Origin of the sequence: Nocardia arthritidis (assembly GCF_011801145.1) — a bacterium.
Taxonomy (GTDB): Bacteria; Actinomycetota; Actinomycetes; order Mycobacteriales; family Mycobacteriaceae; genus Nocardia; species Nocardia arthritidis_A.
On record NZ_CP046172.1, the window covers coordinates 3,131,769 to 3,157,092 of the forward strand.

The following is a 25,324-nucleotide window of genomic DNA, read 5'->3' on the forward strand; positions in this document are numbered from 1 at the left end:
AGTCACTGGCCTTCCTGCATCCAGAACCGGTTCGCGGTGGGATCATCCGGCCGTATCTCGTAGGTGCGGGAGGTCTCCAGGTAGTCCCGCCAATCGATGAACAGCTCGGTTTCCTGGGCGCGGTCATGCCACTGGCGGTACGCGTCGGCGTCGGTCACCAGCGACCACGGGTCGGCGTCGAAATGAGTGTTCTGGCGGGCGTCACGGTCGATCCAGTCGACGACGACCCGCGCCCGCGCGGCTTCATCGGTGTCGAGAACCTGCAGGTTTTGGGCGAGGGTGTAGCGGATCCGGGCGGCATCGAAGGACCACCCCTGATCAGGCGCATCCTCCAACGCCGTATCCGGCAACCGGGTGAGCATGTCCCGCAATTCATCCCGGTTCATCACCGGTCCGAACCAACGCTGCTCATCGGTTTCGGTAGCCGCTGGTTCCGGTTCGTATTCGATATCCGGCACGCGCACCGGTTGGGGTGTGTGTCGCCGGAATGGGTTCTTCCACATGGGTTGTGCTCCTTACTATTTCGATGAGTTGTTCAGAACGGTGGTGCTTCGACGGCCGGTTTCGGGTAAGTGATGCGGCCCAGGTCGCGGGTTTGGGTGGTGCGCCAGGTCAGCCACCGCCACACCAGCACCGCGCCACGGCGCATCAGCCCGAGCGCGACGATCAGGGTGGGGGATCCGGCGGAAATCCATGCGCCGTAACCGATCCAGCCGATGCCCCAGACCGTGACCGGCACGACCGCGGTCATCGGGGCGCCCGAGATGGTCACCGTCACCAGCGTTGGTACGACGATGCCGGTCGCGGTGATCGCCGCCCGCGCTTTCTTGATCCGGCGGCCGAGTATCACCGCTTCGGAGGGGCGCCGCGCTGTGTCGGGGTCGATATCGCAGGCTTGCAACAGCTCTCGTAACGGCTCCCACAACTGCGCGTCCCAGTCGATCTCGACCTCCGCGTCGATGTTGTCGTCGTCGCTCATTCGGTGTCCTCCTTCCGGTTCCTGGGCCGTTCGATATCGGCACGTCGCGCGATCGGCCGGTTAGTGTGTGTTTTCCGTTGCGGCCCAGAGCTTTCCGGCTCACCATGTCCGGCCGTCGCGGTGGCGGGTTCGATGCGGGCCCAGTGGGGGTATTCCAGTTGCGGGATGTCGTCGGGGTCGACGGTCACGACCTGGCCCCAGTTCGCTTGTAGTCCTTTGACGTAGACGGCTTGTCCGGGTTCGAAACGCCGTAACTTGTTGGGGTGCACCAACATCGCGTCACCGGTGTTGAGCGTGCCCTCTTCACCCATCCGGCGGCCGTTCAGATGCCGGGATGCGGTGTAGACGGTGCGGGTGCCGAACTTCTCGCACAACGGGCCTTGGTCGTTGCCGCGCATCCCGATCCATCCCCCGGAGGTGGAGGCGACGATGCGGTGGCATTCGTCCTCGGTCTGCGCCAAACCCAAAAAGGATTGGGCGGCGTAGATGACCGAGCAGCGCAGTTTGCGGGCTCGTTCGACCAGATCGATCACATCGACATCGCCCTTGTCGTCCACCACCGCGGATTTCTCATCCATCGCGGTCCGGATGCGCCGGTTGTGCGGTGAGGCCGCGAACTGCAACAGCATCGTCTTGACCGCCGAGATCTGCGCCCGCGCGGTCTCCTTGCGGGTGGTGCCCTGCGCGCACACATACAGGGCGTCGAAACTGTCGAGCCCGCGGTCTCCCTCGAACGCCTCACCGAGGGTTTCGAACAGATCCCGCAGTTTCCCGGCCACATCCGCCACCGCCGGCGGCTTGGACTCGTTCAGCGCGTCGATCTCCTCACAGATCGCCAGATCGGCCGCGTACAGCTGCTTGAGCCGCTTGGTCGACAGCCGGTCGAACAACTCCGCCCGCGAGCGTGGTTTCGGTAGCACGACTCCGGCGTCCGAGAGCGCGGTCCCGATCACCAGCGACACGACCCGGCGCCGGTTGTTCTCGAAATGCACTTGCGAGGCATCGGTGGCCGGTGCCAGGCACAGCATCGATTGCAGGGTCTCGGTCAAGTCCGGCGCCGACATCGACCACAAATCCAGCTTCGTGGTGATCGGCCACAACCCGATCCGCCGCGGATCGACTCCCAACCGGGTCATCAACTGCACGAACCGGCGCCCGGTGTGCAGGTCTCCACCGCAATCGATGAACACCAGCAGCGGCCGATCCTTGCGGGTCGCCAGATAGCGCTGCCAGTCATAGGCATACAGGCCCGCGATCAACCGCAGCAGCATCGTGGTCTTGCCCGACCCGCTGTCCCCGGTGACCACCAAGTGCTCGTTGATGGCGCGGACCGGGATCATCAGCCAGCGATCCCGCCGCTTGCGCAACAGCCCCCACACCGAGTGCGAGCGAGACGACGCCACCGCGGCGGAGGGGCCGAGCACGATATTCCCGCGATAGGTCAACGGCACCGGATACCGTGCCGCCGTCCGCGCACCCGCGTCGCGGGCGTCTTCGAAACGGCGCGAGACACGGTCGGTCTTCTCCGGTGAGGTGTGCCCGACAGTGACCAGCTTGTGGTAGTAGCGGGCCCACCACCATGCCACCAGCCACCACGCCACCGGCACCGCCACCACCGCCATCCCCACCACACCACCGGGCACCCACCCCGCCCACGCCACCTGCACTCCCTGGGTGAACGTGTGCACCGGTCCCGTCCACGACCACTGCATCACCGCCGAGACCGTCGGCAACACCAGCGAACCGGCCGCGAAATTCTTCACCCGCCCCGGCTGCCACTTGCGCAGGTTCACCACCACCAGAAACCCGACACCACACACCACCGCGAACCCGCCCCCACCAACACCACCCGCGTCACCTCCGCCAGCACATGCCCGTCCAGGCCATGACCGACCCAATGGTTCGACCACCCCGACGGCACATCCGGCACCCCCTCCGGGACACCCGGCGGTTTCTGCACCCCGGTCGGCACCACCGGCGAACCGGTCGGCGGCGCCACCACCGCAGGTGTCGTGGGTACTGGCATCGGTGAGGTCGTGTCGCAGTCGGGTTGGAACGGAAAGCACGTACCCTCGCTCACTGCGGCTCACCTCCTCTCATCGGATCGGGACCGGGAACCCAATGGCACGGAATGCGTTGCCTGGACTGATGTTTCGGCACCGCATAGGTGCAGGTACAGCGCCCGGAATACGGCGTGCTTGCGGGGATCAGTGCTGCTGGTGTTGAAGTGGGCGAGCGCGGTGCGCAGGGTGGCCAGCTCGTCTGGGCTCCCGGTCGTGGTGATGTTGGTCAGCGAGGCGCCGCCGCATTCGACCTGGGCGCGCAGCACCTCACACCCGTACGGTGTACCGGTAACCAGCGCTTTTTCCAGGGCTTGTACGTTTTTGTCGTCGACGGGCGTGATGACCAGGCACATGTCGGCGCTGCGGACCGCGTCGACGCAGTGGCTGTCATACACCACGAACCAGTCGGCGACTCGCACGCCGTAGAGCTCCCGCACCGCGGCGAAGACGACACTCGACTCGTCCGAGTCCGGGATCAAGTCGATCCCAACATCGTTGGGCAACAACCGGTTTCGTGCCTGATCGGCTCCCCGCCCGGTGAACTCTGGTGTATTCATTTCGGCTCCGGGAAGTTCTCGATAGTCCAGATCCCACCTTTGGGGCCAGGGATGAAGCTCATCGATCGGCAGTCGCGGAATCCATTCCACGCCGAGACGAAATAGGCGATCATGTTGCGGTCACCGACACGCTGGCGCCTCTTCACGATCTGCTCCAGCCTGCTGCGCAACGCCCAGACCGGAGACCCCTCCGGCAACCCGAACGGTTTGAGCAGATTGTCGAAGAACTCATAACCCCATTCGGTGTCGATCTCGGCGAACCGGTAGGCCACCGCCAACGAGACCGACGGCGGGCATCCGCTGATCCGCCGGTAACCGCGAGCGGTGAGTTCCCGGAACCGTTCCATCCCACCCGGGTTCGCTTTCGCCCACGCCACGATGTCGCTGGTGGTGACATCGGCCTGCTTGTGATCACCGAACAACAGACCCTCACGCCAGCGGATCAGCACCCGCACCGCGGCGGCGACGGTCTTGTCCGACTCGATGCCCGCGATCGTCAGCTGCTCATACGCCTGACGCTTGGTCCCCTGATCCATCGTTTCCTGCGACTGCGCGTCAAGCCCGTACACCACCAGCGTGGGAAACGATGTGGGACTGTCGAGTTCGGTGATCGCCGCGCACCGATGCTGCCCATCGCGCATGGTGCCGTCCCGATCGAACTTGACCGCCTCCCCGTTGAACTGCCACTGTCCCGCACCCAGCACACGCACCAGCTCGGCGACCTTGCCCGGACGGATCGCGCGGTTGTGGGTGTTGTGCTTGAGCAGTCGTCGCGCCAAATCGGTATCGATATCCACGATCCCGGCATAGACGCCCACATACGGCGGGATCTCCGCCAGCTTCATACCTTCGAATTCCATTGCTACACTCCAGATTTCATTGATGACATTCGATCGATGACGCGCCCCAACGCGTCTCGTGCACGCACCAGATCCGCCAAACTCGTGCTGGTGATCTGCTCGGCGTTGCGGTCGAACCGGTCATCGGCGACAAGCCGCTCGACCCGCTCCACCGCCTTACGCGCGTCGATCCCCGCCTGCCAGAACGCATCCGGCAACGGCTTACGCCGTGACTTGCGCTCCACGTCGTCGCGTGACTCGTCGCCTTCGACCCGGCTCTGCCGCGGGTTCGGTGACGGATAGGTTTTTCCGTCCTCCCCAAGCACCGGAACAGGTCCGTCATCGCAGGCGCCCGGCCGGTCAGGTGCGAGGTTTCTCGCACCCGCCAAGTCCTGGCGGACAGTGAAGTCGCTGACACCCGTAGCCGCCGCGATCGCGCGGGTACTCATACCGATTTCTCGCAGGGACGCAACAACTTCCGGGCGTTCCTCCCTGGGAATACGGATCCGCGCCCGGTCGAATTCCTGGGCGCAATACTCATCCCAAGAGCCGTAATCCAGGACCACCCACACCCGCGAGACGTACGCCTGTTTGATCAACTCCCAGGCGGTGTCCACACAGATCCGGATACGGTCGGTCAGCTCGCGGGCCGCCTCCGCCGTCACCACCACCTCAACGACGGCGGTATCCACCTCAGCCACAGATCGATCTGCCATGTCAGCTCACCTCCTCCGAATCGGTTCTGCCGGAAAGGGTTCGGTCCAGATCACGGACATCCAAACTCGCCAGCAGGTCCGTCGCCCCGGCTTGTTCGAGGCTGCGGATCGCGGCATTCATGCCGGCGCGCACCGCGATACCCCGCGTGAAATACACGACCCCGGCCAACCCGCGTGCGCGTGCCGCCTCCAACGACGCGCGCAACACCTTCGCCGCCCGGCCATCGCCCTTCTTGCGGGTCAGCTCGACCTCGACCGCCCACCGATCCCCGGACCGGTCCCGGAACTCCGCGTCATGCACGTGTCCACGACCCGGGCCGGTCTCCCAGGAATCCGGATCCCGATGCCGCAGCAGTCGTTCGCTGGTCCACACCGACGGATCCACCGCGGTCCCGGTCAAGGTGAACCGCAACTCGGCCAACGCTCGCACATGCGCCGCCGTCGACACCCGCGGACGCCACGGACCCGGATCGAAACCCAAATACGCCCACGCGGTTTCACGGGTCAGCCACACCCACAACTCGTTAGACCACGAGAAATCCGGGCCCTCCGACGGCATCCGCTCGGCCACCACCAACCCCGACCGAACCCACGACCGCGTCAACTCATACGCACGCGGACGCGACACCTGACACAGTTCCGCCAACAAACTCACCGGAACCGCGCACTGCTGCGCAATCCACTCCAGCGCCAACGCATTACGTTCACTCGTCACTACTGAGCCTCCATTTCGTCGCGATGAACTTCCCGCGCGAAACAGCAAGCTCTCAGCACCAATTCCGGCGTATAGCCGATCAACCAGTTCATGGCGGACCGTTTCTGACGATCGGTGAGCGCGTCGAACAAAGCAGACGCCCGATCAACCAGACCCTCACCGCTATCAAGCTTTTCAATCACTGTTGCGCCTCCAGACATGTGAATTGGTTGTTGAGCCGGGTGATCTCGACCGCTGTCTTGGCCGCGGAGATCACGACCTCCGGCGCCGACGCCGCGACGACACCCATGGCGTAATCACGCTGTTCACGTCCCAGCGCCTGCCAGGACTCCAACGCACGCCGCACCCGGTGATCCAGACCCTCGAACGGGTCTCTTCCCGCGGTCATCGCCGCACCCCCGCAGTCGGTGAAACCGTCGGCGTCACATGCACGCAGTCGGTACGAGCCGTCTCATCAACGCGGCAGATGTTGCGCGACGGCGGATATTGCGGGCCGCTGATCCACGCGACCGTGCACCCGGCCGACGCCACCAACACCGCGGCCAGCAGCACCAGCAGACGCAGTTCCACCGGCAACCACACCAACGGCCGATACACCGTCGCCGGATCGAATTCCGGACCGGTCATCGCTATCCGGGGATCCATCACCGCACCCCCATCCGCCGCACCAACAACCACGCACCGCCACCGACACCGGCAACAACCAGGACCAGATCGACATTCGTCGACACCGTCCACAGCACCGACACCACCGCGGTGGGCCACCACATCGCGCGGATCATTGCTCACACCGCCAATTCCGTTGGTCCGCTTCCGGATCCGCGGCGACCCGCATCTCATCGGCCTGCCAGGATTCGGTATCGGCCCGTTCCTGGCCTTCCTCGAAAGCGCGAATCTCGGCCTGATGCCGAACGCAGGAATCCTTGTGGCCCTGCTCGTTATCACCCGGGTTCGCCGAGAACGGGCCATAATCGGCCACCAGCGCATCGCACGACGTGCACCGCCAACTCAGATACAAATCCCCGAAATTCTGCGGTGTCGTCGCGAACCGCTCGAACGCCGCCGATTCGGAATCCTCCGCAGAAGTCAGACCAGAGTTCTGCGCGATTTCCCGCCACGAACGACCCTCAGCACGCGCTCGACGCACATACTCCACCGACCTCCGACGGGCTTCACGCATCACCTGATCGGCAATAACCAAGCCCTGCAACGGATCCGCCGGCGCCGGAAGCTCCGCCGATACGCCCCCTCCAATAGGGCGCATCACCACCGCATCCCGACCATGCCGCTCACGCAACTCGTCGAACACCACACGCTCGACACCCCACCGCAACCGATACTCATTCGACGGGCTCACTCTGCACCTCCCCAGTGCGGATTTCGACAACGGCGACGACGCGCTTGGGCCGATCGCAAAGCCAAACGGGTGTAATGCGCTTTCCGAGCATGTTCGGCCCGGCGGGCACGCTCGTCGGGTGTTAGCACTCCGTCGGGATCGACATCTTGTTCAAATTTGCTCGCCATCGCTTTGCGTGCTGCTGCTGTTCGTGCAGCTCGGTCTTGCGTTTGTGCCCACGATTCATGGACGGCAATGCGAGCCTGAAGAACTCGATCATTCGGTGAGGTCATGCTGCACCACCCGAAGATTTAATAGGGCGGGCAAGCGCCAGTACTTCAGCGCGGTTGACGCGCCACATACGACCGTTCAACTTGTAGCCCTGTAGACGCCCGTCATTGATCCAGTTCCGAATCGTCTTGGGATCTACATCGATGAGCGTCGCGGCTTTCTGAAGACTGACGAGATCTCTCGCCTGGTCAACACCCAACGGGTTCCTACTGATCACTGAGCCTTCCTCCTATGTGCGGAAACATCTAGAAGGTCAGCGTATACGTAGTTGCGTATACGCACAAGGCTTACGTATACGAAGAAATGCACCATGGGACGGAAGTGACTTATGGTGCAATTGAGAAAGTGAAGCGTGCGTATACGTAGTTGGGTATACTGAATTTCGTTGTCAATACGGGCAGGTAAGACCGAAAGGACCGAACCCGAATGGCTGAACCGGCCTACGTCACGATCGCAGGCAACTACGCACGGCGTATCCGTTCAGGAGCGTTGCCTCCAGGGACACAGCTGCCGAGCTATGCCGAGCTGGCTGCACAGAACCACGTATCCGAAATCGTTGTCAGGAAGGCTCTCGAACTGCTGCAAAGTCAGGGGCTGGTGAGAAGTCAACGGCGCCGCGGCATTTTCGTGGCAGATCGGCCGAATCTTGTTCGGGTTGCTCCAGAACGCCAAATGGAGGATCCCGAAGTCACATACAGCCATGAGTCGGACAAGGCCGTCACCGTTGAACGCGAGGTGGAACGAGTCGCGGCGACCGAGGAGCTTGCGGAAGCCTTTGGTATCGCACCAGGCGAAGAGCTGACACATGTGATCACCAGAGCCGCAGAAGACAGTCGCCCGGTCTCTGTTTCGGACTCGTACCAGCCGACAAATATCAGCGACACATCTGGCGCGGTCATCCTCGAGGAGACCGTGGCTGATCGACTGCCGACGCCCATCCACGCCGATTGGTTGGGAACGCCGCCCGGAGACCTCGTCAAAACCGTGCACCAGAGGTTTCTTGCTGCTGACGGCGGTCTGGTGATGCTGTCGGATGTGTCGTATCCACGGGATCGCTACGACGCGATGCTGTTTCGAATGACCTTGTCCACTGGTGGAACGGCCGCAATTGGCGATTAAGTCGGACTGATGTACAGCTGATCGAGCCTCGTTGTCATTTGGCTCGATCAGCTGAACATCGCAGTCAGCTTCCGCGTACCCACCCTTGGGCGATATCGCCGAGGTTCCACCAGGAAACGTATTGTGTGTCTTGAGATTTCAATTCCCAGGATGTGTTGAGTCTGTCGAAGAACGCGTCGTCTCCGGTTTTGCCGCCCTTGGGTTCTCCGATGAAGATCAGGCGGTTGCCACCGGCCTCTTCGAAGGCATGGAGCGCTTGGGATGCCATCGCGTCACCCCAACCTGGTGGCCAGCACAGGAATAGCACGCAGTCTTTCTGTTCCTCCGCGGTGAGGTCATCGAGGGTGCCGACTGGGTACCAGATATCGAGTTGTCCTGCGGCAGAGGGGAAGGACACGTTCGTGGTCTGGTCCGGTGGCGCCGAATCGAACGCCGATACCGTCACATCGTGCCTGGCCAGTTGGTCGGCCCAGTAGCCGCGGCCAGCGCCGAGTTCGAGGACGTTTTGCCCTTCGGTGAATTCCTTTATCCAGGAAAGGGTTTCGGGAGACGGAACCGCGTATGCGTAGACGGCCTGCAAGATCATCTGTGCGTAGCCGAGTCGTGCGCTACCGTTCGGCCGACCACCGTTGACGACCCTTCGCCCCTCGTTGTCTGCGACCGACGGGCTGACGATGTCCCAGTACGGGTTCGTCGATACGGCCGAACCACCGGTCATGAAGTGCACGAATCGAAGATCGAACGCCGCGTCGGCAACGTCATCGCCGGTTCCTGGTAGCTGAGGTGCCATGTCGAGATAGTCGGCGACCTTCGGGTACTCGGTTCGGAGTCGTTGCTCGTCTCCCAGCAGTGCGGTTAGTTCGTCCCGTCGCTCGGTCGTCAACGAAAGCCCAGTCATGTATCAATTCTCGCTGACCAGTCGAGATCTTCGTGATCGTTCATCGAACACCAGCTCAACATGCCCGCAGGCTAGATCGAACCATCCAATGTCGCAACGGGTTCCAATGGGGGAGAGACACTACAGCTTGTCGCCGAGACGGGCTCGACGGTGCGCCGTCTTGGCACGCTGGTCAGCAACGGATTTCGCATATCTACCGATCATCTGCCGGGATCGCCATCCGGCGAGCATCATGAGGTCTTGCTCCTGACCGCCGTTCTCGAGCCAGGTGTGAGCGAACCAGTGCCGGAGCTGATGTGGGTGGATGTGGTCGATTTCGGCTGCTGCGGCTCGGCGCTCCAGCATTTGCCGTATGCCGTGGTCGGTCATCCGGCCGCGGTGTCCGAGCCAGAGTGCGGGTTCGTCGTTGCGGGCCTTCGGGTGCTTGGCGCGGGCGCGAAGGTATTTCCGTAGCGCGATCCGGGTTTTGTCCCCGAACGGACACGAGCGTGGCCGTCCTCCCTTCCCGGTGACCAGCATGCTGTTTTCTTCGAAGTCGAGATCATCGGTATCGGCTCCGGCCAGTTCGCCGACGCGGCAGCCGGTGTCAGTGAACATCCGGATGATGGCGGTGTCGCGCAAGTCCTCGAACGTGTTGCCCGCGCACTCGGCCAGAAGCGCACGGAGCTGGTCGTCAGGCGGAACTGGTACAAGCACCTCTGGTGCGTCGGGCAAGGTCATTTTGTCGAACGGATTTGAAAGGATGACCTCTTCTGCCGCAAGGTATTTGAAGAACTGCTGAAGTGCCCGGTAATGACCTCGCGCGTACTCGGCCGACAACGGCTTGCCTGTCCGCTTGTTCGGCCGCGTCAGCAAGGACTCGATGAACGACCCCAGATGGTCCCGCGTAACTGCGGGTGCCAACGTCGGCAAGTTGTTCTCGATCAGGTACTCAACGAGGTAGTCGATTCGGACCAGATAGCCATCGATGGTGTTCTTGCTGCGGTTCTTCCGACGTAGCTCGGTGGCGAAGTCCTCTTTCAGCTCCCGTAGGTCGTCAAGGTCGAAGCTCCCCATACCGACCGACGGTACGCCCAGAATACAAAGCTGTACATGCGCTGTTCTGGATTCGAAACCTCTGCAAGCTACCCGTTTGGGCAGCTCAGAGGGGGTTGGTGGGGCGGGCGGGGCTCGAACCCGCGACCAATGGATTATGAGTCCACGGCTCTAACCGACTGAGCTACCGCCCCTGGGCTGTGGTGGGTGCCGACAGCTTGGTGGATGCTACCGGGTGGGGTGCCGGTCACACCAGTTGGGCTGGTCGGGGGTGTCGTGTGTTGGGCGGCTCTGGGTTAGGGAGCGCATTCCGCGTTCGCTCCGTGCATGGGCTTCGGACGGTTTCGGCGGCAGCGCCACCTAGGCGTCCGTCCGCATTCGCTCCGGCCATGCGCGGGTTTGTGGACGGCTTCGCCGGCAGCGCCTATTAGGCTGGAGCGTACCGCCGAACATTCTGGAGGGTCCGTTATGTCGAACGTGTTCACGAATGTGTTGAAGGCGCATCAGTGGGTGTACGAGAACAGCGGTGGGCTGGTGGGGCATCGACTGTTGTTCGGTAATCCGACGTTGCTGTTGCGGACGGTTGGGCGCAGGTCGGGGCAGCCGCGGACTTCGGCGTTGACGTATGGGCGGGATGGTGACGCGTATCTGGTCACCGCGTCGAACGGTGGTTCGCCGCGCCCGCCGGGTTGGCTGGCGAATGTGAAGGCCGAGCCGAAGTGCGAGATTCAGGTGGGGCGGCGGCGAATTCCGGTGCTGGCCAAGGCCACTTACCCGGACGACCCGGATTACGCGCGGCGGTTCGCCATCGCCGACAAGGTGAACAAGGGGCGGTATACCGCCTATCAGAAGATGACGAAGCGGCCGATCGCGGTAGTGGTGTTGACGCCGGCCTGAGCGGTCAGCGGTCCTCGTCGCGGTCCCAGTGCTCCCAGTGGTGATCGTCGGGGTGGTCGTAATCGTCGCCGTCCCAGTGCTTTTCGCGGGGCGGGCGGCTGGCCAGCTGGACGACGACGGCCACGATTATGAGAATTACGATGACCACAATCACGGTAATCACGCACGCACCCTAGCGCCGACCTGGTTCGCGCGCAGGGCGAGACGGGTCGGCGCTAGGGTGAATGGCGTTGCGTGCCAGCCGTTTTTCAGATCGTCATAGCACGAGTACGGTCCGCCCGATCGCTTCGCGGTTTTCGATCGCGGCGTGTGCCCGGTCGGCCTCGTGCAGTGGGAAGCTTTGCCCTATCACCACTTCCAGCCGTCCCTCAGCCGCCTCGCGCAATGCCCGCTCGGCGAGTCCGTGCCAATCGGTTTCGCCCGCGGTGATTTCGCGCAGATCGATGACGGTGATCCCGCGCGCCGCCGCGGCTTCGCGGTTCATCGTCGCGAATTCGCCTGCGGAGGCACCGTATCCGAGGAACCGGCCGCCGTCGGCGATGGCGTCGAGCGCGGTCGCGCCGAGGTCGCCGCCCGCGCCGTCGAACACCACGTGCACACCGGACCCGCCGGTGATCGCGCGCGCCTTGTCGGCCCAGCCCGGTTCGGTGTAGTCGATGACGGCGTCGGCGCCGAGTCGTGTAACGAGTTCCAGTTTCGTCGTGCCGCGCGCGGCCGCGATGACCTGTGCGCCCGCGGCGCGGGCGAGCTGGATCAGCAGGATGCCGAGGCCGCCGCCCGCCGCGGTGATGAGCACCCATTCGCCCGGTTGTAGGGCGGCGCGATTGTGCACGCCGAGCGCGGTGCGCCCGTCGTGCGCGACGGCGACGGCCTGTGCCGGGCCGAGTTCATCCGGCACTTCGATCAGCGAATCCGCCTTGGCCAGCGCCTTTTCCGCGTAGCCGCCGGTGGGTGTGCCGCTGCCGATTCCGCTGGCCGCGGTAATGGTCGACACGCGCTTGCCGAGCCACGATTCGGCGACGCCCGGTCCGACGGCGGTGACGACGCCCGCCACCGCGCCGCCCGGCACATAGGGCGGTGTCAGCTTGAAGTATTGGGTGCCCCAACCGCCGCGCAGCCGGGTGTCGAGGAACATGACGTCCGCCGCCGCGACGTCGACCACCACCTCGCCGGGCCCCGGCGCCGGATCGGGCGTCTCGCGCACCCGCAGCACCTCGGGTCCGCCGAATTCCGTCGCGTAAACCGCTCGCATGACCGTTCTCCTCGTTCGCTGTGTCCTGTTCGAGGTCCAGGATGAAACCTGAATAAAGATTTAGGTCAAGTCGATTTCGCCGTGGGCGGAATGATTCAGGAACCGCTGCTACAACTGCTGCCGCCGCCACAGCTGCTGCTGCTACCGCCGCCGCAGGAACTTCCGCCCCCACAGGAACTTCCGCCCCCGCAACTGCTTGTCGAATCGTGCCCGCCATGGTGGTGATGCCCGCTGGAATGGCTCGATCCGGAGTCGGTTCCGGTATCGAACATGAACGGAGCGCTCGAACTCGAATCGGTGGACGTCCCCGTATCCCCGGCCGCCCAAGGTCCGGTCCCGTCGCGGCCACCCGCCGATGATGTGCCGCGGCGCATCATCGCGACGAGCCAGATGCCGAGTGCGAGCACGATCAGCACTATTACGAAACCCCCGAGTGGATCCATGTCCGCACACTAACCGCTCCCGGGCCGCCCCGCCGTACAGTTAACTGTGTCGCCATTCAACTTCCGCGAACTCACCCGCGTATTCCGCCCCCGGCAGTCCGAGATCGATCCGCGCCGGGTCGATGCCGCCGTCGCCGCGCTGGAATTGCCGGAGGCCGTCTTCAAAACCTGCCCCTGGCAACCCCGCGACCTGGTGGCGACCGGTCTGCGGCAGTGGCTGCGCTGCTGCGGCGCGGCCATGCGCGACGGCCAGGTGATCGGGATGCCGTCGCACGCGGTCGACGAGGCGTGGCACGGCCTGATCCTGTGCACCGAGCGCTACGCCGCCTTCTGCGCCGGCGCGTACGGCCGTTTCCTGCACCACTTCCCGGAGGGCGCGGGCGCGCCGAATCCGGCGCACGGTTCGATGGAGCAGCAGTTGGGCCGCACGGTGGTGGCCTGGTCGCTGGCGGCGCGGCCGGGGGAGGAGTGCGTGCTGTGGGATCTGGACCGGCGGGTCGGCGTCGAAAACCCTTGGGGCATCGGCGCCGACCGCGTCGCGGCGATCGAGGCGGAGCTGGCTACGTGAGCTTGACTCGCTCGGCGAAGAAGCGCACCGCGGCGGGCGCGAACCGGTTGACGTGATACTGCAACCGCGCCTCCGGCGTGACGGGGACGATGCTGCGGTCGCGTTCGACGGCCCGCACGATCAGCTCGGCCACCTTCGCGGGCCCGTAGCCGCGCCTGCGGTAGATCTTGTCGTAGCGCTGCTGCTTGCGCCGTTCCTCATCCGCGCCGATGCCCGAAAACCTGGTGTTGGCAACGATATTGGTGTGCACGATGCCCGGGCACACGGTGTGCACGGAGATCCCCTTGCCCGCCAGCTCGGCGCGCAGGCAGTCGGAGAACATGAATACCGCCGACTTGGAGGTGGCGTACGCGCTGAACCCGCGCTGCGGGCTGTATGCGGCCATACTCGACAGGTTCACGATATGCCCGCCCAGCCCGCGCTCGGCCATCGCCTTGCCGAAGGTGCGGCAGCCGTTGATCACCCCGCCCAGGTTCACCCGCATGACGCGATCGAATTCCGTTGCGGGCGTGTCGAAGAAATCGCCCGCCTGACCGATGCCCGCGTTGTTGATCAGAATGTCCGGCACGCCGTGCGCCGCGATGACGGCGTCGGCGTGCGCGGCCACCTCGGTCTCGTCGGATACGTCCAGCGAATACGCGTGTGCCACACCGCCCTCCGCGGCGATCAGCTCGGCCGTCTCCTTGGCGGCGACGAGATCGATATCGGAGAGCACGATTTCGGCGCCGCGCCGGGCGAAGGACAGCGCGGTATCCCGGCCGATACCGCTGCCGCCGCCGGTGATCACCACCAGCTGATCCGCGAAAGGCGCGCCGACTCGGCCGATCTCGGCCCGGCGCAGGCCGCGGGCGGCGGGCGCGCCCGCGAGTGAGTCGATGAGTTCGGTGGTCGCGGTGGCGAGCAGTTCCGGGTGCGAGAACGGAACCCAGTGTCCGGCGGCGATATTCCGCCGCCACAGCCGATCGGTCCAGTTGCGTTCGTCGTCGTAGCCCGCGGGCCGCACCGCGATATCGCGGCCTGCGACGATCAGCTGCACCGGGACGTCGGTGCGCCGCTCGCGCGGAGAAAGCAGGTGCTGCACGATATTCGCACGGTAGATCAGCAGGCCGTCGACAATGTCGCGCCGAAAACTGGGTCCCAGCTTGATATTCGACGGCGCGGTCTCGTTCATCAGGGCGACGAACAGCTGCCAGAGCCGTTCGCTGCCGATCAGTCCGAAGGTGGCCCTCGGCAGCACCGGCGTCATGAAGAAGAAGGTGTATGCCGAGGAGAGCAGCTGGGTGAACGGCTGCCAGATATTGCGCGGCGTCGGCCGGGACAGCCGCTCGCGCATCCATTTCGCGAGGTGGTCCAGATTCGGCCCGGACACCGAGGTGAACGATGCGACGCGCGCCGCGGCCCCGGGCTCACACACCGCCTCCCACACCTGCACCGAACCCCAGTCGTGCGCGAGCACATGCACCGGGCGGTCCGGGCTCACCGCGTCGATCACCGCGTAGAAATCCTTGGCCAGCTCCGCGAGCCGGAAGTCCGCGATGCGCCTGGTCCTGGTGGATTCGCCGTGGCCGCGGGTGTCGTAGGTGACCACCCGGAAGCGCCGGTTCAGCAGCGGGACCACCCGGTCCCACAGATGGTGGGTATCCGGCCAACCATGGACCAGCACAACGGTTTCCGCTGTCGGGTCGCCGGATTCGAAGACGGCGATGTCGAATTCGCCGCTGCGCACCGTCCGCCAGCTCGCCGGGGCGTCCGGGATGGCTTCTGTCATCGGATATCTCCTTGTCACAGGACGTATTTCACAGGTCGAGCACGAGACGTTGACCCGCCGAACGGGATACGCAGACGAGCATTTCGCCCGCCGCGTGCTCCTCGGCGGTGAGCACGGTCTCCCGGTGGTCCGGCGCGCCCGCCAGCACCCGCACCTTGCAGGTGCGGCAGAAGCCTTGGCGGCACGAGTACGGCCGGTCGGGGCGGCGCTCCAGGATGGCGTCGAGCGCCGATTTGTCCGCGGGCACCGCGACCACCTCGCCGGAGCGGGCGAATTCGATCTCGAAGGGCGCACCGTCCACGATCGGCGGCGGCGAGAACCGCTCGGAATGCAGTTCCACACCGCGCATTTCGCGGATCGCCTCGGTGATGACCGCGGTCATCGGGACGGGACCACAGCAGTAGACCGCGGTGCCCGCCGCGACACCGGGCAGCAGCGCCGCGGCGTCGGGCAGGCCGTGCGCGTCATCGGTGCGCACGGTGACGCGGCCGCCGAAGCTTTCCACCTCGTCCAGGAAGGGGATGGTGTCGCGGCTGCGGCCGGTGTACACCATGGACCAGTCGACGCCGAGCCGATCCGCCAGCCGCAGCATCGGCAGGATGGGCGTGATCCCGATCCCGCCCGCGACGAAATGCAAACGGGCCGAAGGTGATCCGTGCCCCGGCACGGCGAACGGGAAGGCGTTGCGCGGCCCGCGCAGCACCACCGGCGTGCCGACCGGCAGCGCGTCGTGCACCTCGATGGAGCCGCCCTTGCCATTCGGTATGCGGCGCACCGCGATTCGGTAGGCGCGGGTGTCGGCGGGGTCGCCGCACAGCGAATACTGGCGCAGACGCCCGGACGGCAGCTCGATATCGAGGTGCGCGCCGGGATGCCACGGCGGCAGCTCCCGGCCGTCCGGCGCCTCGAGCCGCAGGCTCACCACATCCTGGTCATAAGCCTCGACGCGGCGCTCGGTCACCACCACCGGTATCCGGCGATCGTCGACCCGCGGGTCGAGCTCGCGCCGATTCATCCGCGCGGTCCAGCGGATCCGGGCCGTCGCGACCGCGTCCACCACCCGGAACGCGCGGTCGGTAGCGCGCTTCCCGAACAGATCCGCGGGCATTTCGGTCGGGATATGCCTCACGAAGCCACCGCGCGCGCCGCGGGCGACTCGGCCAGGTAGGCGACGGCTTGCGCGGTCGACCCGACCGACTCGGGGTTGTAGCCGGGTTTATAGGTGGACAGCGCACTGCGCAGCAGTGAAGGCACGCCGGGCAGCGCGCCGCGCCACATCGAGCCGAAAATGCGCAGGACCAGCCGCGGGTAGCGGTGGTTCGGCAGCGTCGGGTCCTGGTGGACCAGGAATTTCGCGCCGCGGGCCACCAGCGTCACGAAGATCGGGAAGGTGAGCGCCATGACGGCGGCGCGCCGCACATAGCCGACCCCGAAGTACAGCGCGACATCGTGCGCGACGTGCCGGTGTTCGACCTCCTCGGCGCCGTGCCAGCGGAACAGATCGGCCATGCGAGGGTCGGCGCCGAATTTCTCCAGGTCCGCATTGAGCACCCAGTCGCCGAGGTAGGCGAAGAAATGTTCCAGTGCCGCGATGAAGGCGAGCCGGTCGACGAGCACCTGCCGCCCGGCGACGCCGTGCACATCCGTGGGTACGAGCGTCTTGCGGAAGAGGTATTCCGCTTGCCGCACATAGGGTTCCGGATCGATGCCGTGTACCGCGAGCACCTCGTGCAACACCTTGTCATGCGTTTCGGCGTGCATGGATTCCTGGCCGATGAAGCCGTGCATGGCCTCGCGCAGCTTCTCGTCCTTCACGTAGGGCAGTGCCTCGGCGTAGGTCGCGCAGAACATTCGTTCGCCCTCGGGCAGCAGCAGATTCAGCGCGTTGATCACATGGGATGCGATCGGTTCGTCCGGCATCCAGCGCAGCGGCGTATCGGTCCAGTCGAATCGCACATTGCGCGCATGCAGCGCGACCTCGCCCGGATCGATGCCGGGGCGTCTGCGAAGTAGCTTCATCGGTACTCCTATCCACGGATGTCGCCTCGTCGCGTCCGTTCCTGCATTGCTGTAGCAAACATCATACACGTATATGCAACGTCGAGTTACATACACATGCCGGTTCGAGCCGCCCTCGCCCGGCGGCGCGCCGTGGAATGCTGGTTGGCATGCTCGAATTCGTCGCAGCGGGTGCCGGTTATGTCTGAAGCGGAATTGGATCCCGCCGCGGTCGAGATCGGCAGTTTCTTCCCGCAATCGCCGAGCGCCGTCTGGCGGGCGTTGACCGAGCCGAGCCTGGTCGAGCAGTGGTTGATGCGGTCGATCGGCTTCACGACGGCGGTCGGCACCCATTTCATCTTCGCGGTGCCGACCCAGCCGGCCGGTGAGATCGCCTGCGAGGTGCTCGAGGTCCGGCCGGGCGAACAGCTGACCCTGAGCTGGGTGGATCTGCGCGCCGAATATCCGCGGCGCTGGGTGCTCGACTGGACGATCCGGCCGCAGGGCCGCGGCACCCGATTCCTGTTGACGCACACCGGATTCGATATCGCCGACCGGCGCCAGAAGATGGCCCGCAATGCCATGGAGCGGGGTTGGCGGACCACGATGACGCGCCTGCGTGAGGTGCTCGAACACGCCGAAGCGTGAGGTGACTGGTCGTGGGATGCCTAGGCAAAGCCGGGCACTGCCTGACTCAGCGCGTGGCGGCGAAAGTTGAATCCGCCGGAACGGTTCCGGCTTTCGATTCACAGGAGCACAGCACTCATGACTGTCATGCTTGGCCGCACCGGTATGGAGATCACCCGAATGGGCTTCGGTTCATGGGCGGTTTCGGGTTCGGGTTGGACCTTCAGCTGGGGTGCCACCGACGACGCCGAGTCGGTCGCCGCGATCCGCCACGCGCTCGACGCGGGCGTCAACTGGATCGACACCGCCGCGGTGTACGGCCTCGGTCATTCGGAGGAACTGGTCGGCAAGGCCGTCGCGGGCCTGCCGGAGGCGGATCGTCCATACATTTTCACCAAGGTCGGCCTGGTCTGGGATCCGGCGAATCCGTCGGCCGCGCCGCGGCGAATCATGAAGCCCGCCAGCGTGCGCCGCGAGATCGAGGATTCGCTGCGGCGGCTGGGCGTCGACCACATCGACCTGTACCAGGTGCACTACCCCGACACCGGCGAATCACTGGAATACGCGGGCGGCGGCTTCGGCGCCGTATCGCCGAACGCCACACCGCTGGAGGAATACTGGCAGGTCATGGCCGATTTGAAGGCCGAAGGCAAGGTGCGGGCCATCGGGCTGTCCAATCACACGCCCGATCTGCTCGAAGCCGCCGAGCGGATCGCCCACGTCGATGTCATCCAGCCGCCGTTCTCGGCGATCAACCGGTCGTCGGCCGCCGAGATCGCCTGGGCCCGTGCGAACGACACCGGCGTGATCGTCTACTCACCGCTGCAATCCGGCCTGCTCACCGGGGCTTTTTCGGTCGAGCGGGTCGCGGGTCTGCCCGCCGAGGATTGGCGGCGGGCCCACCACGATTTCACGACGGGCCTGTCCGCCAATCTCGAGCTCGCCGCGGCGCTGCGGCCGATCGCCGAACGCCATGGGCGCAGCGTCGCCGAGGTGGCCATCGCCTGGGTGCTCGCCTGGCCCGGCATCACCGGGGCGATCGTCGGCGCGCGCAAGGCGGCTCAGGTGGATGGCTGGATCGGCGCGGGATCGCTCGAACTGACCCCGGCCGATATCGAGGAGATCGCCACCGCGATCGAGGTCTCCGGCGCGGGCGTCGGTCCGGCCCGCCACGCATGAGAATCGCCGGGCCGCGCCCTCAGCCCAAGGCGTCGAAAACCGCCTCGGCACTATCCCTTTCGCGATAGAGACGCCAGGCGGTCTCGGCGATGACATCCGGGTCGAGGGTGCGGCCGGTGGGATCGCCGAATTGTTCCGGATGGGCGGTGACGTGGCGGTGGATATCGCCGCGTTCGACCAGGCCGCCGATGGTGAGGGTGCCCGCGTAGATATCGTGCTCGGCCAGCGCGGCGTGCAGGGTCACCGCGTAGTTGCGCATGGCTCCCGTGGCGATGGCGAGCGAGCCGAGCGCGGGCAGCGGTCGGACCGCGCTCAGTCCGCCTGCGAAAAGTAGTGCTCCGGAACGCCTTTCGAGCATTCCGGGCAGGACGTGGGCCACGGTGTCGACGGCGGGGTAGACCCAGGTCATCGCCCGCCGCACCTCGTCGGCATCGATGGTGGTGATCGGCTTCGGCAGCGCCGGGTCCATGGCGGTCGCGCCGTAATACATGACGTCGATCGCACCGATCGTGTCGAGCGCCGAGCGCAGGCGCGGCATATCCAGCACGTCGGCGGCGTACGCCTTCGCCTCGATACCCGCATCGTTCAGCGCCGCGATATATCCCGGGTGCCGTTCCGGGTTCCGGGATATCAGGGCGATGGCGAAGCCTTCCCGGCCGAAGCGGTGGGCGATCGACATGCCGAGCCCGGGGCCGACCCCGATGACGACGGCCGTTCGTCGTTCGTTCATGACAAACCTTTCTGGATGAAATCGAGGTAGCCCTCGACTTACCCGTCCACCGTAGCATCGATTCCGAGGGTGCCCTCGACTTTGTAGAATGGGTTCCATGGCGACCACATCGAAACCGCTGCGCGCCGACGCCGCGCGCAATCGCGACCGGCTGCTGGCCGCCGCCACCGCGGTATTCGCCGAGCGCGGCCTCGACGCCCCGCTGGAGCACATCGCGCGCCGGGCCGGGGTGAGCATCGGCACCCTCTATGCCCACTTCCCCTCCCGCGAAGCGTTTTTCGCGGCGATCTTCCCGGAGCGCCTCGCGGCGTTGGACCGAATCGGCGCAGCGGCGCTCGCCCAGCCCGACCCGTGGACCGGCTTCGTCCAATTCCTGACCGATCTGTTCGCGCTGCAGGCCGAGGATCGCGGCCTGAACGACGCACTGGCCCAACGTTTTCCGGATGGCGTCGATATCGGTGAGGCCTGTGCGCGCGGTGTCGTCTACGCCGAGCGCATCATCGAACGGGCGCAGCGCGGCGGCGTGCTGCGCGCCGATTTCGGCATGTCCGACCTGTCCGCGCTGACGTCGGCGATCGGTCAGATCATCCGGGAGACGATCGATACGCGACCGGATGCCTGGCGTCGCTTCCTCGAGCTGTACGTCACCGGACTGTCGGTTCAGGAAGCGTAAACCTGACCGGCCCAATCGATGTGGTAGTCGTAGGTCTGCCGCCACTGTTCGCCGTCGGCCATCCGGTTCAGGATCAGCGGCAGGAACAGCCGGATGAAGACGCGCGAGAGCGGACCCGCGGCCTTGTTCCGGTTGATCCGTGCCGCCTGCCTGATGATCCGCTCGACGCGGGGACGCCTTGTGGCGACGAACATTTCGAACGCCGCGCGCGGTGTCGCGTTGTCGCGCAGGCACTTCGCCAGCATCACCGCGTCCTCGACGGCCAGCGACGCGCCCTGTCCGGAACTGGGGGATGGGGCGTGCGCGGCATCGCCGATCACGATCATCCGGTCGCCGTGCCAGCGCGGTAGATGCGGCAGATAGTGAATCGGCGTGAGCGGCAAGATTTCTCGGCCGCCCGCGATAAGTGGCAGTGCGGGTCCGGCGTCGTCGGCGAAGAGTTCGGTGAGGTAGGCGCGGACCGCCGCATCGCCGTCGGCCAGGACTGCGCCGCGCGCCGGTTCGACGGGATGCGGACAGTTGGCGAACCACCACACCTCGTCGTCGGGCCCGGTGGCATAGCCGAAGAACGCTCGTTTGCCGAAGACGAATCGGTAATCGCCGGGCCTGCCGCCGATCTCGACGCCGCTCGTATATCCGCCGCTGCCGATGAGCCCGACATAGCCGGGTCGCGGCGCGGCCGAATCGATGCAGTAGCGCACCCTGGAATGGATTCCGTCGCAACCGATCAGAACCGCGCCCTCGGCCTGACTGCCGTCCTCGAATACGGCCCGCACGCCATGCCCGGATTCGTGCGCGTCCACCAGCCGCTTGCCGTATTCGAAGCGGATGCCGCGACGCAGCGCCTCATCGCGCAGGCCCCGGTACAGATCGGTGCGTTTCATAGTCCGGCTGGTGGTGCCGTCGGGCAGGGTCTGGCCGGTGGATACCGAGCCGAGAACCTTCCCGCCGGCGGTGACGATATGCATCTGCGGGGTCGGGAATCCCGCGGCCAGCACCCGGTCCGCGTCGAGCACGCGCAGCGCATCGATTCCGTTGGAGCCCAGCGTAAGAAAGCTGCCCACTCCGTCGGCGACATCCGAATGTGCCTCGTAGACAACGGAATCGATACCCGCTTTCTGTAGCGCCAACGCCGTGGCCGGACCCGCTATCCCGCCCCCGATGATCAGTGCGTTCGGCAGCATGAACACCTCCATTTAATTCATTCAATTGAATGAACGAAATGCTACGCTGACGGAGACACGCGGGCAACGGCGATAATTCGGGAGAATCGGCGACAGCAGTTACAGGAGATGCGGGTGAGCGCGGAACGCGACGAGTTGGTGCAGCGGATGATGGTCTTGGGTCGCGAGATGAGCACGGTCGCGGTCATGCACCATGCCGCGGTCGGTGAGCGGCTCGGCATCTCCGCCGCCGAGGGCAAGACGCTCGAACTGCTGCAGCGACTGGGCCCGCTCACCCCGGGCGAGCTGGCGAAGAGCTGCGGGCTGGCCGCCAATACCACGACGTATCTCGTTGCGCGCCTGGAGAAGAAGGGCTACATCCGGCGCAGCCCACATCCGCACGACAGCCGCAAGGTGCTGCTCGAGGTCGATCCGGCGACCTGGGCGGCGGGCACCGAGTTCTACGTCGATTTCAGCGCCAAAATGCAGCGGCTGCTCGCCGGCTACACCCCGGACCAGCTGCGGCTACTGCTGCATTTCTCGGAGGAGGTCATCCGGATCAACGAGGAGGCCATCGCGGACCTCGCCGAGGGCTGATCAGCGTGGCGCCTCGGTGAATTCGACATCGGAGCCGGTGAAGGCGAGTTCGCCCGCGGCATCGTGGTGCAGGGTCAGGAAGACGACGCAGCGCCCCGCGATCCAATTGGCCAGCTCGGCCGAGGCCACGCCATCGGCGACCCGCAGCGCGGCTTTGTTGAGCGGATCGGCGGAGGCGACGGTGGCGTAGACGGTGTATCCGGTGTTCGTCGGCGGCCCGGCGAATACGGCGACGACCTGATCGGCGCGAACCCAGCAGGTCCCGTGCGCGGCATGTCCACGCAACCACAACATTCCGCTCATTCCGCTCCCTCGCTTGCGCTCGGTCGCGTCATGAGCGGAGCGCGCTGTGCCCGTGATTCGCTCGCAAGCTCGCTCATGCCACTGCCTCGCTGGGCTCGTCCACCTGTTTCGTCTCCCCGACTCGCTGACATCTCAGATGAGGATGCTAACCAGGATCACCCGCGACGCAATCGGCATTGAGCGAGACATGATGTAGCGCACGCGTGATCGGTGATCACCCCTTGCCGGTCGGCGCCTTCCCGCGCGGCTCGGGCCTGCGCGAATCGATTTCGCCGAGCGCCCAGCGCGCCCACTCCCGATTCATCGCCCAGAATCGCTCGCCCCACTCCATGGCGATCCGGCCGTAGACCGAGAAGTCCTTGTCGTCCCAGTCGACGGTCGCCTTCAGTGCCGCCAGTTCGCCGAGCGCCTTGGCCGCGCCGTTCTCGACACCGGTGAGATACTCCATGGCCTGTTCCTTGCCGACCTCGCCGAGGAAGAAGACGCGCAGCAGCATCTCGTTGCGCGTCACGCGTTTCGGGCGTGTTCCGGTGAGCCAGTCGCGCAACTCGGCGCGGCCCACGCCGGTGACGGTGTACTCCTTGCGTCCGCGCGGACCCTCGTCGGTGACGGTGATGAGTTCGGCGTCGGCGAGTTTGGTGAGTTCGGTGTAGATCTGGCTCTGGGTGGCGGGCCAGACGTTGTCGAGTGATTCCCTGAATCGTCGCAGCAGGTCGTAGCCGCTCGCCGGACCGTCGGCGAGCAGCCCGAGCAGGGCATACCGGAGACTCATGACCAACATCGTACATTCCAGTATTGACATGTCGAAATAGGAGTCTCTATCTTCGACATGTCAGAAGTGGAATATTGAATATCGAGGATCTGGTCGACATGTCCTACCTGCGCACCTTCGCCCCGTGGATCGTCTACGCCGTCATCCCCTCCGGGTACTGGCAGTGGGCCGCCCTCATCGCCCTGATCCTGTCCGTCGTCGAGATCGTCAGGCAGACCCGTGCGGGCCGCAAGGCCGACGCCATGATCATCGATATCGGCTCGGCCCTGTTCTTCGCGGCGCTGACCGTGCTCGCCTTCGCCGATCCGGGCACCCCGCTGCACCCCTATAGCCCGGCATTGTCCAACGCGGTACTCGCGGTGATCGCGGGCGTATCGCTGGCCGTGCGTGCCCCGTTCACCATGGGCATCGCCAAACAGTCCGCGCCGCAGGAGGTTTGGGACCATCCGGTATTCATCCGGATGAACTACGTCATCACCTCGGTGTGGGCCGCGAGCTTCGCCATCGGATGCCCGCTGCTGGCCGTGCTCGCGCACCGGGACGCGCCGCGGATCGCGATTCAGGTCGCGGCGTTCGCGATTCCGGTGGTGTTCACCATTCGATACGTCGCGCGCATTCAGGCCCGGGCCAGGGCCGCGGGCGAGCTTGCCTGAAATCGGGCGTGCGCCAACGCTCTTGCGGGTATGACTCACTCAAGCCCAACGCGGACACTGCAATCGGCCGCGGTACGGATCCTTGACCGCCCGATGGATCCGGTACACCGGCGGATTGCCCGGCGCCGCAGCGGTTTCCGCAGGCTGGATCGATTCGGTCTCGCCGGCGGGCGAGATGCTGTGGTCGCCGGGTATTCCGGCGATGTGCGGACGGTGTCCGCGGCCTGGTGTCTGCATGGGCCACAGGGTAGGGGCGTGATCTTGGAAAGAGCTGAGGAAGCCGGGGCCGTGTCGTTACGCTCGACTCGGACCGTCTGGAAGGGGTTGACGAATGGGACACGTCGAGCACACCGCGACCGGGCTGGCGCCGGTCGATTTCGCGTTCGACTATGTCGAGGACTATCGCAACGTTCCGAAATGGATGTTCGGAATCAAGCATTTCACTCCGTTGACCGAACAGACCACCGGAGTGGGCGCGCGCTTCGACACCGCCCTGCACCTCGGCCCGACCACGCTGCACCTGCATGCCGAGGTGATCGAATTCGTGCGGCACGAGATGATCACGCTGCGCGCGGTCAAGGGTATCGAGGGCACCATTCGCTGGACCTTCGCGCCCATCGACGAGCGGTCGATGACGATCGGCGCGATCGCCGACTACCGGGTGCCCGGCGGGCTGGCCGGGCGCGCACTCGACCGCATCATCCAAGCGTTCATCGGGCCTGCCATCCGGCATACCGAAAAGAACCTGCGCCAGCAGATCGAATCCGCTTACGCCACGGCGAAGGAACGCGGCTGATCCGGACCGGCCCGCCACCCCTCATGGAATTCGCCACGCGTTACCCGCCATCCGCGGGCAACCGGCGGCGCGCTATGACCCGATGACGGCGTTCATGATGGTGCCCGCGCTGGTGGCCACCACGCCACCGATCATCGCGCCCGCCACCATCTTCGGTGATTCGAGGCCGCCGCCGGTCCACTTCTCCCAGGCGAAGCGGCCGCCGGCGTAGATGATTCCGCAGATTCCCGACAGCAGAACGAACCAGGTCAGGTAGCGGACGAGTTGGAGGAACTTGTCGGACACCGGGGGCGCCTGGGGCGTTGGATTGCCGATCTGCGCCAGCAGGATGTCGTGGGCGGTGGCGAGGATCATCGT

Annotated in this window: 37 protein-coding genes and 1 tRNA gene; 10 read left to right on the forward strand and 28 right to left on the reverse strand. The window is 65.4% G+C overall.

Going from position 1 to position 25,324, the window contains the following annotated elements; all coding sequences use genetic code 11:
* Positions 1 to 2 precede the first annotated feature (2 nt).
* The 14 genes from F5544_RS13845 to F5544_RS13905 all read right to left on the reverse strand — a co-directional run bounded on the left by F5544_RS13845 (position 3) and on the right by F5544_RS13905 (position 7,713).
* Entirely contained in the window at positions 3 to 503 is a 501-nt protein-coding gene (locus F5544_RS13845; protein WP_167473572.1) for a hypothetical protein, read from the reverse strand.
* A 32-nt stretch (positions 504 to 535) separates the two neighbouring features.
* Complete coding sequence (locus F5544_RS13850; protein ID WP_167473573.1) at positions 536 to 979, reverse strand: hypothetical protein; 444 nt, start codon at positions 977 to 979, stop codon at positions 536 to 538.
* Positions 976 to 2,799, reverse strand: coding sequence for a hypothetical protein (locus F5544_RS13855; protein ID WP_167473574.1), 1,824 nt, complete (start codon positions 2,797 to 2,799; stop codon positions 976 to 978). Before F5544_RS13855 ends, F5544_RS13850 begins: the two co-directional genes overlap by 4 nt.
* Positions 2,769 to 3,005 (reverse strand): hypothetical protein, encoded by a 237-nt coding sequence (locus F5544_RS13860; RefSeq protein ID WP_167473575.1) that lies wholly within the window; start codon positions 3,003 to 3,005, stop codon positions 2,769 to 2,771. The genes F5544_RS13855 and F5544_RS13860 overlap by 31 nt, the downstream gene beginning before the upstream one ends.
* 60 nt (positions 3,006 to 3,065) lie before the next feature.
* Positions 3,066 to 3,599, reverse strand: a complete 534-nt coding sequence (locus F5544_RS13865) for a hypothetical protein (protein WP_167473576.1) — start codon at positions 3,597 to 3,599, stop codon at positions 3,066 to 3,068.
* Complete coding sequence (locus F5544_RS13870; RefSeq protein WP_167473577.1) at positions 3,596 to 4,459, reverse strand: hypothetical protein; 864 nt, start codon at positions 4,457 to 4,459, stop codon at positions 3,596 to 3,598. The genes F5544_RS13865 and F5544_RS13870 overlap by 4 nt, the downstream gene beginning before the upstream one ends.
* A gap of 2 nt (positions 4,460 to 4,461) precedes the next feature.
* Positions 4,462 to 5,154 (reverse strand): hypothetical protein, encoded by a 693-nt coding sequence (locus tag F5544_RS13875; protein ID WP_167473578.1) that lies wholly within the window; start codon positions 5,152 to 5,154, stop codon positions 4,462 to 4,464.
* A 1-nt stretch (position 5,155) separates the two neighbouring features.
* The gene (locus F5544_RS13880) at positions 5,156 to 5,869 is read right to left on the reverse strand and encodes a hypothetical protein (RefSeq protein ID WP_167473579.1); all 714 of its coding nucleotides are present in this window, start codon (positions 5,867 to 5,869) and stop codon (positions 5,156 to 5,158) included.
* Positions 5,869 to 6,051, reverse strand: coding sequence for a hypothetical protein (locus tag F5544_RS13885; RefSeq protein ID WP_167473580.1), 183 nt, complete (start codon positions 6,049 to 6,051; stop codon positions 5,869 to 5,871). Before F5544_RS13885 ends, F5544_RS13880 begins: the two co-directional genes overlap by 1 nt.
* The gene (locus tag F5544_RS13890; RefSeq protein WP_167473581.1) at positions 6,048 to 6,257 is read right to left on the reverse strand and encodes a hypothetical protein; all 210 of its coding nucleotides are present in this window, start codon (positions 6,255 to 6,257) and stop codon (positions 6,048 to 6,050) included. The genes F5544_RS13885 and F5544_RS13890 overlap by 4 nt, the downstream gene beginning before the upstream one ends.
* Positions 6,254 to 6,514 carry a hypothetical protein gene (locus F5544_RS13895; RefSeq protein ID WP_167473582.1) on the reverse strand — a complete coding sequence of 87 codons (261 nt, stop codon included), beginning with the start codon at positions 6,512 to 6,514 and terminating at the stop codon, positions 6,254 to 6,256. The genes F5544_RS13890 and F5544_RS13895 overlap by 4 nt, the downstream gene beginning before the upstream one ends.
* A complete protein-coding gene (locus tag F5544_RS47055) occupies positions 6,514 to 6,639 on the reverse strand; it encodes a hypothetical protein (protein ID WP_275107029.1) in 126 nt (41 codons plus the stop codon). The genes F5544_RS13895 and F5544_RS47055 overlap by 1 nt, the downstream gene beginning before the upstream one ends.
* A gap of 8 nt (positions 6,640 to 6,647) precedes the next feature.
* Positions 6,648 to 7,181, reverse strand: a complete 534-nt coding sequence (locus F5544_RS13900) for a hypothetical protein (protein ID WP_167473583.1) — start codon at positions 7,179 to 7,181, stop codon at positions 6,648 to 6,650.
* Positions 7,182 to 7,494: 313 nt separating this feature from the next.
* Positions 7,495 to 7,713 carry a helix-turn-helix domain-containing protein gene (locus F5544_RS13905; protein ID WP_167473584.1) on the reverse strand — a complete coding sequence of 73 codons (219 nt, stop codon included), beginning with the start codon at positions 7,711 to 7,713 and terminating at the stop codon, positions 7,495 to 7,497.
* Positions 7,714 to 7,922: 209 nt separating this feature from the next.
* Between F5544_RS13905 and F5544_RS13910 the strand changes: the two genes are divergently transcribed.
* Entirely contained in the window at positions 7,923 to 8,615 is a 693-nt protein-coding gene (locus F5544_RS13910; protein WP_167473585.1) for a GntR family transcriptional regulator, read from the forward strand.
* A gap of 64 nt (positions 8,616 to 8,679) precedes the next feature.
* Here F5544_RS13910 and F5544_RS13915 read toward each other — a convergent pair whose 3' ends face one another.
* The 3 genes from F5544_RS13915 to F5544_RS13925 all read right to left on the reverse strand — a co-directional run bounded on the left by F5544_RS13915 (position 8,680) and on the right by F5544_RS13925 (position 10,742).
* Positions 8,680 to 9,513: a hypothetical protein gene (locus F5544_RS13915; protein ID WP_167473586.1), complete on the reverse strand. Its 834-nt coding sequence runs from the start codon at positions 9,511 to 9,513 to the stop codon at positions 8,680 to 8,682.
* Between the two features lie 120 nt (positions 9,514 to 9,633).
* Positions 9,634 to 10,569: a tyrosine-type recombinase/integrase gene (locus tag F5544_RS13920; RefSeq protein WP_167473587.1), complete on the reverse strand. Its 936-nt coding sequence runs from the start codon at positions 10,567 to 10,569 to the stop codon at positions 9,634 to 9,636.
* Positions 10,570 to 10,665: 96 nt separating this feature from the next.
* Positions 10,666 to 10,742 (reverse strand) — tRNA-Ile (locus F5544_RS13925).
* Positions 10,743 to 11,016: 274 nt separating this feature from the next.
* Here F5544_RS13925 and F5544_RS13930 point away from each other — a divergent pair.
* On the forward strand, positions 11,017 to 11,445 hold the full coding sequence (locus F5544_RS13930; RefSeq protein ID WP_167473588.1) for a nitroreductase family deazaflavin-dependent oxidoreductase: 429 nt from the start codon (positions 11,017 to 11,019) through the stop codon (positions 11,443 to 11,445).
* Between the two features lie 4 nt (positions 11,446 to 11,449).
* On the opposite strand, the gene F5544_RS13935 is transcribed toward F5544_RS13930, so the two are convergent.
* Positions 11,450 to 11,608, reverse strand: a complete 159-nt coding sequence (locus F5544_RS13935) for a hypothetical protein (protein WP_167473589.1) — start codon at positions 11,606 to 11,608, stop codon at positions 11,450 to 11,452.
* A gap of 93 nt (positions 11,609 to 11,701) precedes the next feature.
* On the reverse strand, positions 11,702 to 12,697 hold the full coding sequence (locus F5544_RS13940) for a zinc-binding dehydrogenase (protein ID WP_167473590.1): 996 nt from the start codon (positions 12,695 to 12,697) through the stop codon (positions 11,702 to 11,704).
* A 90-nt stretch (positions 12,698 to 12,787) separates the two neighbouring features.
* Here F5544_RS13940 and F5544_RS47060 point away from each other — a divergent pair, with 90 nt between their 5' ends.
* Positions 12,788 to 12,922, forward strand: a complete 135-nt coding sequence (locus F5544_RS47060; protein ID WP_275107030.1) for a hypothetical protein — start codon at positions 12,788 to 12,790, stop codon at positions 12,920 to 12,922.
* A gap of 264 nt (positions 12,923 to 13,186) precedes the next feature.
* Positions 13,187 to 13,708 (forward strand): hypothetical protein, encoded by a 522-nt coding sequence (locus F5544_RS13950; RefSeq protein WP_428847142.1) that lies wholly within the window; start codon positions 13,187 to 13,189, stop codon positions 13,706 to 13,708.
* Here the strand turns inward: F5544_RS13950 and F5544_RS13955 are convergent.
* From F5544_RS13955 to F5544_RS13965, 3 genes are read right to left on the reverse strand one after another with little or no spacing between them, the layout of a single operon-like run.
* Positions 13,701 to 15,476 carry an SDR family oxidoreductase gene (locus F5544_RS13955; protein WP_167473592.1) on the reverse strand — a complete coding sequence of 592 codons (1,776 nt, stop codon included), beginning with the start codon at positions 15,474 to 15,476 and terminating at the stop codon, positions 13,701 to 13,703. The two genes, F5544_RS13950 and F5544_RS13955, sit on opposite strands and share 8 nt — an antisense overlap.
* Positions 15,477 to 15,504: 28 nt before the next feature.
* Positions 15,505 to 16,584 carry a PDR/VanB family oxidoreductase gene (locus tag F5544_RS13960; RefSeq protein WP_167479182.1) on the reverse strand — a complete coding sequence of 360 codons (1,080 nt, stop codon included), beginning with the start codon at positions 16,582 to 16,584 and terminating at the stop codon, positions 15,505 to 15,507.
* A 17-nt stretch (positions 16,585 to 16,601) separates the two neighbouring features.
* Positions 16,602 to 17,495, reverse strand: coding sequence for a metal-dependent hydrolase (locus F5544_RS13965; RefSeq protein ID WP_167473593.1), 894 nt, complete (start codon positions 17,493 to 17,495; stop codon positions 16,602 to 16,604).
* Positions 17,496 to 17,675: 180 nt separating this feature from the next.
* Here F5544_RS13965 and F5544_RS13970 point away from each other — a divergent pair, with 180 nt between their 5' ends.
* Together F5544_RS13970 and F5544_RS13975 are read left to right on the forward strand one after the other, a co-directional pair.
* On the forward strand, positions 17,676 to 18,122 hold the full coding sequence (locus tag F5544_RS13970) for an SRPBCC family protein (RefSeq protein WP_167473594.1): 447 nt from the start codon (positions 17,676 to 17,678) through the stop codon (positions 18,120 to 18,122).
* 117 nt (positions 18,123 to 18,239) lie between these two features.
* On the forward strand, positions 18,240 to 19,280 hold the full coding sequence (locus F5544_RS13975) for an aldo/keto reductase (RefSeq protein ID WP_167473595.1): 1,041 nt from the start codon (positions 18,240 to 18,242) through the stop codon (positions 19,278 to 19,280).
* A 19-nt stretch (positions 19,281 to 19,299) separates the two neighbouring features.
* Here F5544_RS13975 and F5544_RS13980 read toward each other — a convergent pair whose 3' ends face one another.
* The gene (locus F5544_RS13980; protein WP_167473596.1) at positions 19,300 to 20,010 is read right to left on the reverse strand and encodes an SDR family NAD(P)-dependent oxidoreductase; all 711 of its coding nucleotides are present in this window, start codon (positions 20,008 to 20,010) and stop codon (positions 19,300 to 19,302) included.
* 97 nt (positions 20,011 to 20,107) lie between these two features.
* Here F5544_RS13980 and F5544_RS13985 point away from each other — a divergent pair, with 97 nt between their 5' ends.
* Complete coding sequence (locus F5544_RS13985; RefSeq protein WP_203217556.1) at positions 20,108 to 20,683, forward strand: TetR/AcrR family transcriptional regulator; 576 nt, start codon at positions 20,108 to 20,110, stop codon at positions 20,681 to 20,683.
* Here the strand turns inward: F5544_RS13985 and F5544_RS13990 are convergent.
* The gene (locus tag F5544_RS13990; RefSeq protein WP_238847237.1) at positions 20,671 to 21,867 is read right to left on the reverse strand and encodes an FAD-dependent oxidoreductase; all 1,197 of its coding nucleotides are present in this window, start codon (positions 21,865 to 21,867) and stop codon (positions 20,671 to 20,673) included. The genes F5544_RS13985 and F5544_RS13990 overlap by 13 nt on opposite strands.
* A 114-nt stretch (positions 21,868 to 21,981) precedes the next feature.
* On the opposite strand from F5544_RS13990, the gene F5544_RS13995 reads away from it, so the two are divergent.
* Positions 21,982 to 22,443: a MarR family winged helix-turn-helix transcriptional regulator gene (locus tag F5544_RS13995; RefSeq protein WP_167473599.1), complete on the forward strand. Its 462-nt coding sequence runs from the start codon at positions 21,982 to 21,984 to the stop codon at positions 22,441 to 22,443.
* On the opposite strand, the gene F5544_RS14000 is transcribed toward F5544_RS13995, so the two are convergent.
* Together F5544_RS14000 and F5544_RS14005 are read right to left on the reverse strand one after the other, a co-directional pair.
* Positions 22,444 to 22,746: a hypothetical protein gene (locus F5544_RS14000; RefSeq protein WP_167473600.1), complete on the reverse strand. Its 303-nt coding sequence runs from the start codon at positions 22,744 to 22,746 to the stop codon at positions 22,444 to 22,446. It lies immediately after the preceding gene.
* Between the two features lie 214 nt (positions 22,747 to 22,960).
* A complete protein-coding gene (locus F5544_RS14005; RefSeq protein WP_167473601.1) occupies positions 22,961 to 23,518 on the reverse strand; it encodes a PadR family transcriptional regulator in 558 nt (185 codons plus the stop codon).
* A 74-nt stretch (positions 23,519 to 23,592) separates the two neighbouring features.
* Between F5544_RS14005 and F5544_RS14010 the strand changes: the two genes are divergently transcribed.
* Complete coding sequence (locus tag F5544_RS14010) at positions 23,593 to 24,171, forward strand: hypothetical protein (protein WP_203217557.1); 579 nt, start codon at positions 23,593 to 23,595, stop codon at positions 24,169 to 24,171.
* A gap of 39 nt (positions 24,172 to 24,210) precedes the next feature.
* Here the strand turns inward: F5544_RS14010 and F5544_RS14015 are convergent, their stop codons facing one another.
* The gene (locus F5544_RS14015) at positions 24,211 to 24,408 is read right to left on the reverse strand and encodes a hypothetical protein (protein WP_167473602.1); all 198 of its coding nucleotides are present in this window, start codon (positions 24,406 to 24,408) and stop codon (positions 24,211 to 24,213) included.
* Between the two features lie 94 nt (positions 24,409 to 24,502).
* Here F5544_RS14015 and F5544_RS14020 point away from each other — a divergent pair, with 94 nt between their 5' ends.
* A complete protein-coding gene (locus tag F5544_RS14020; RefSeq protein ID WP_167473603.1) occupies positions 24,503 to 24,967 on the forward strand; it encodes an SRPBCC family protein in 465 nt (154 codons plus the stop codon).
* Positions 24,968 to 25,039: 72 nt separating this feature from the next.
* On the opposite strand, the gene F5544_RS14025 is transcribed toward F5544_RS14020, so the two are convergent.
* Positions 25,040 to 25,321, reverse strand: coding sequence for a hypothetical protein (locus F5544_RS14025; protein WP_167473604.1), 282 nt, complete (start codon positions 25,319 to 25,321; stop codon positions 25,040 to 25,042).
* Between the last annotated feature and the right edge of the window lie 3 nt (positions 25,322 to 25,324).

Coding starts and splice junctions, on each gene's coding strand:
- F5544_RS13845 (WP_167473572.1), bottom strand. CDS start 503: ATGTGGAAGAACCCATTCCGGCGACACACACCCCAACCGGTGCGCGTG.
- F5544_RS13850 (WP_167473573.1), bottom strand. CDS start 979: ATGAGCGACGACGACAACATCGACGCGGAGGTCGAGATCGACTGGGAC.
- F5544_RS13860 (WP_167473575.1), bottom strand. CDS start 3,005: ATGCCAGTACCCACGACACCTGCGGTGGTGGCGCCGCCGACCGGTTCG.
- F5544_RS13865 (WP_167473576.1), bottom strand. CDS start 3,599: ATGAATACACCAGAGTTCACCGGGCGGGGAGCCGATCAGGCACGAAAC.
- F5544_RS13870 (WP_167473577.1), bottom strand. CDS start 4,459: ATGGAATTCGAAGGTATGAAGCTGGCGGAGATCCCGCCGTATGTGGGC.
- F5544_RS13875 (WP_167473578.1), bottom strand. CDS start 5,154: ATGGCAGATCGATCTGTGGCTGAGGTGGATACCGCCGTCGTTGAGGTG.
- F5544_RS13890 (WP_167473581.1), bottom strand. CDS start 6,257: ATGACCGCGGGAAGAGACCCGTTCGAGGGTCTGGATCACCGGGTGCGG.
- F5544_RS13895 (WP_167473582.1), bottom strand. CDS start 6,514: ATGGATCCCCGGATAGCGATGACCGGTCCGGAATTCGATCCGGCGACG.
- F5544_RS47055 (WP_275107029.1), bottom strand. CDS start 6,639: ATGTGGTGGCCCACCGCGGTGGTGTCGGTGCTGTGGACGGTGTCGACG.
- F5544_RS13910 (WP_167473585.1), top strand. CDS start 7,923: ATGGCTGAACCGGCCTACGTCACGATCGCAGGCAACTACGCACGGCGT.
- F5544_RS13915 (WP_167473586.1), bottom strand. CDS start 9,513: ATGACTGGGCTTTCGTTGACGACCGAGCGACGGGACGAACTAACCGCA.
- F5544_RS13920 (WP_167473587.1), bottom strand. CDS start 10,569: ATGGGGAGCTTCGACCTTGACGACCTACGGGAGCTGAAAGAGGACTTC.
- F5544_RS13930 (WP_167473588.1), top strand. CDS start 11,017: ATGTCGAACGTGTTCACGAATGTGTTGAAGGCGCATCAGTGGGTGTAC.
- F5544_RS13940 (WP_167473590.1), bottom strand. CDS start 12,697: ATGCGAGCGGTTTACGCGACGGAATTCGGCGGACCCGAGGTGCTGCGG.
- F5544_RS47060 (WP_275107030.1), top strand. CDS start 12,788: ATGATTCAGGAACCGCTGCTACAACTGCTGCCGCCGCCACAGCTGCTG.
- F5544_RS13955 (WP_167473592.1), bottom strand. CDS start 15,476: ATGACAGAAGCCATCCCGGACGCCCCGGCGAGCTGGCGGACGGTGCGC.
- F5544_RS13960 (WP_167479182.1), bottom strand. CDS start 16,584: ATGCCCGCGGATCTGTTCGGGAAGCGCGCTACCGACCGCGCGTTCCGG.
- F5544_RS13965 (WP_167473593.1), bottom strand. CDS start 17,495: ATGAAGCTACTTCGCAGACGCCCCGGCATCGATCCGGGCGAGGTCGCG.
- F5544_RS13970 (WP_167473594.1), top strand. CDS start 17,676: ATGTCTGAAGCGGAATTGGATCCCGCCGCGGTCGAGATCGGCAGTTTC.
- F5544_RS13975 (WP_167473595.1), top strand. CDS start 18,240: ATGACTGTCATGCTTGGCCGCACCGGTATGGAGATCACCCGAATGGGC.
- F5544_RS13980 (WP_167473596.1), bottom strand. CDS start 20,010: ATGAACGAACGACGAACGGCCGTCGTCATCGGGGTCGGCCCCGGGCTC.
- F5544_RS13985 (WP_203217556.1), top strand. CDS start 20,108: ATGGCGACCACATCGAAACCGCTGCGCGCCGACGCCGCGCGCAATCGC.
- F5544_RS13990 (WP_238847237.1), bottom strand. CDS start 21,867: ATGCTGCCGAACGCACTGATCATCGGGGGCGGGATAGCGGGTCCGGCC.
- F5544_RS14000 (WP_167473600.1), bottom strand. CDS start 22,746: ATGAGCGGAATGTTGTGGTTGCGTGGACATGCCGCGCACGGGACCTGC.
- F5544_RS14005 (WP_167473601.1), bottom strand. CDS start 23,518: ATGAGTCTCCGGTATGCCCTGCTCGGGCTGCTCGCCGACGGTCCGGCG.
- F5544_RS14015 (WP_167473602.1), bottom strand. CDS start 24,408: ATGCAGACACCAGGCCGCGGACACCGTCCGCACATCGCCGGAATACCC.
- F5544_RS14020 (WP_167473603.1), top strand. CDS start 24,503: ATGGGACACGTCGAGCACACCGCGACCGGGCTGGCGCCGGTCGATTTC.
- F5544_RS14025 (WP_167473604.1), bottom strand. CDS start 25,321: ATGATCCTCGCCACCGCCCACGACATCCTGCTGGCGCAGATCGGCAAT.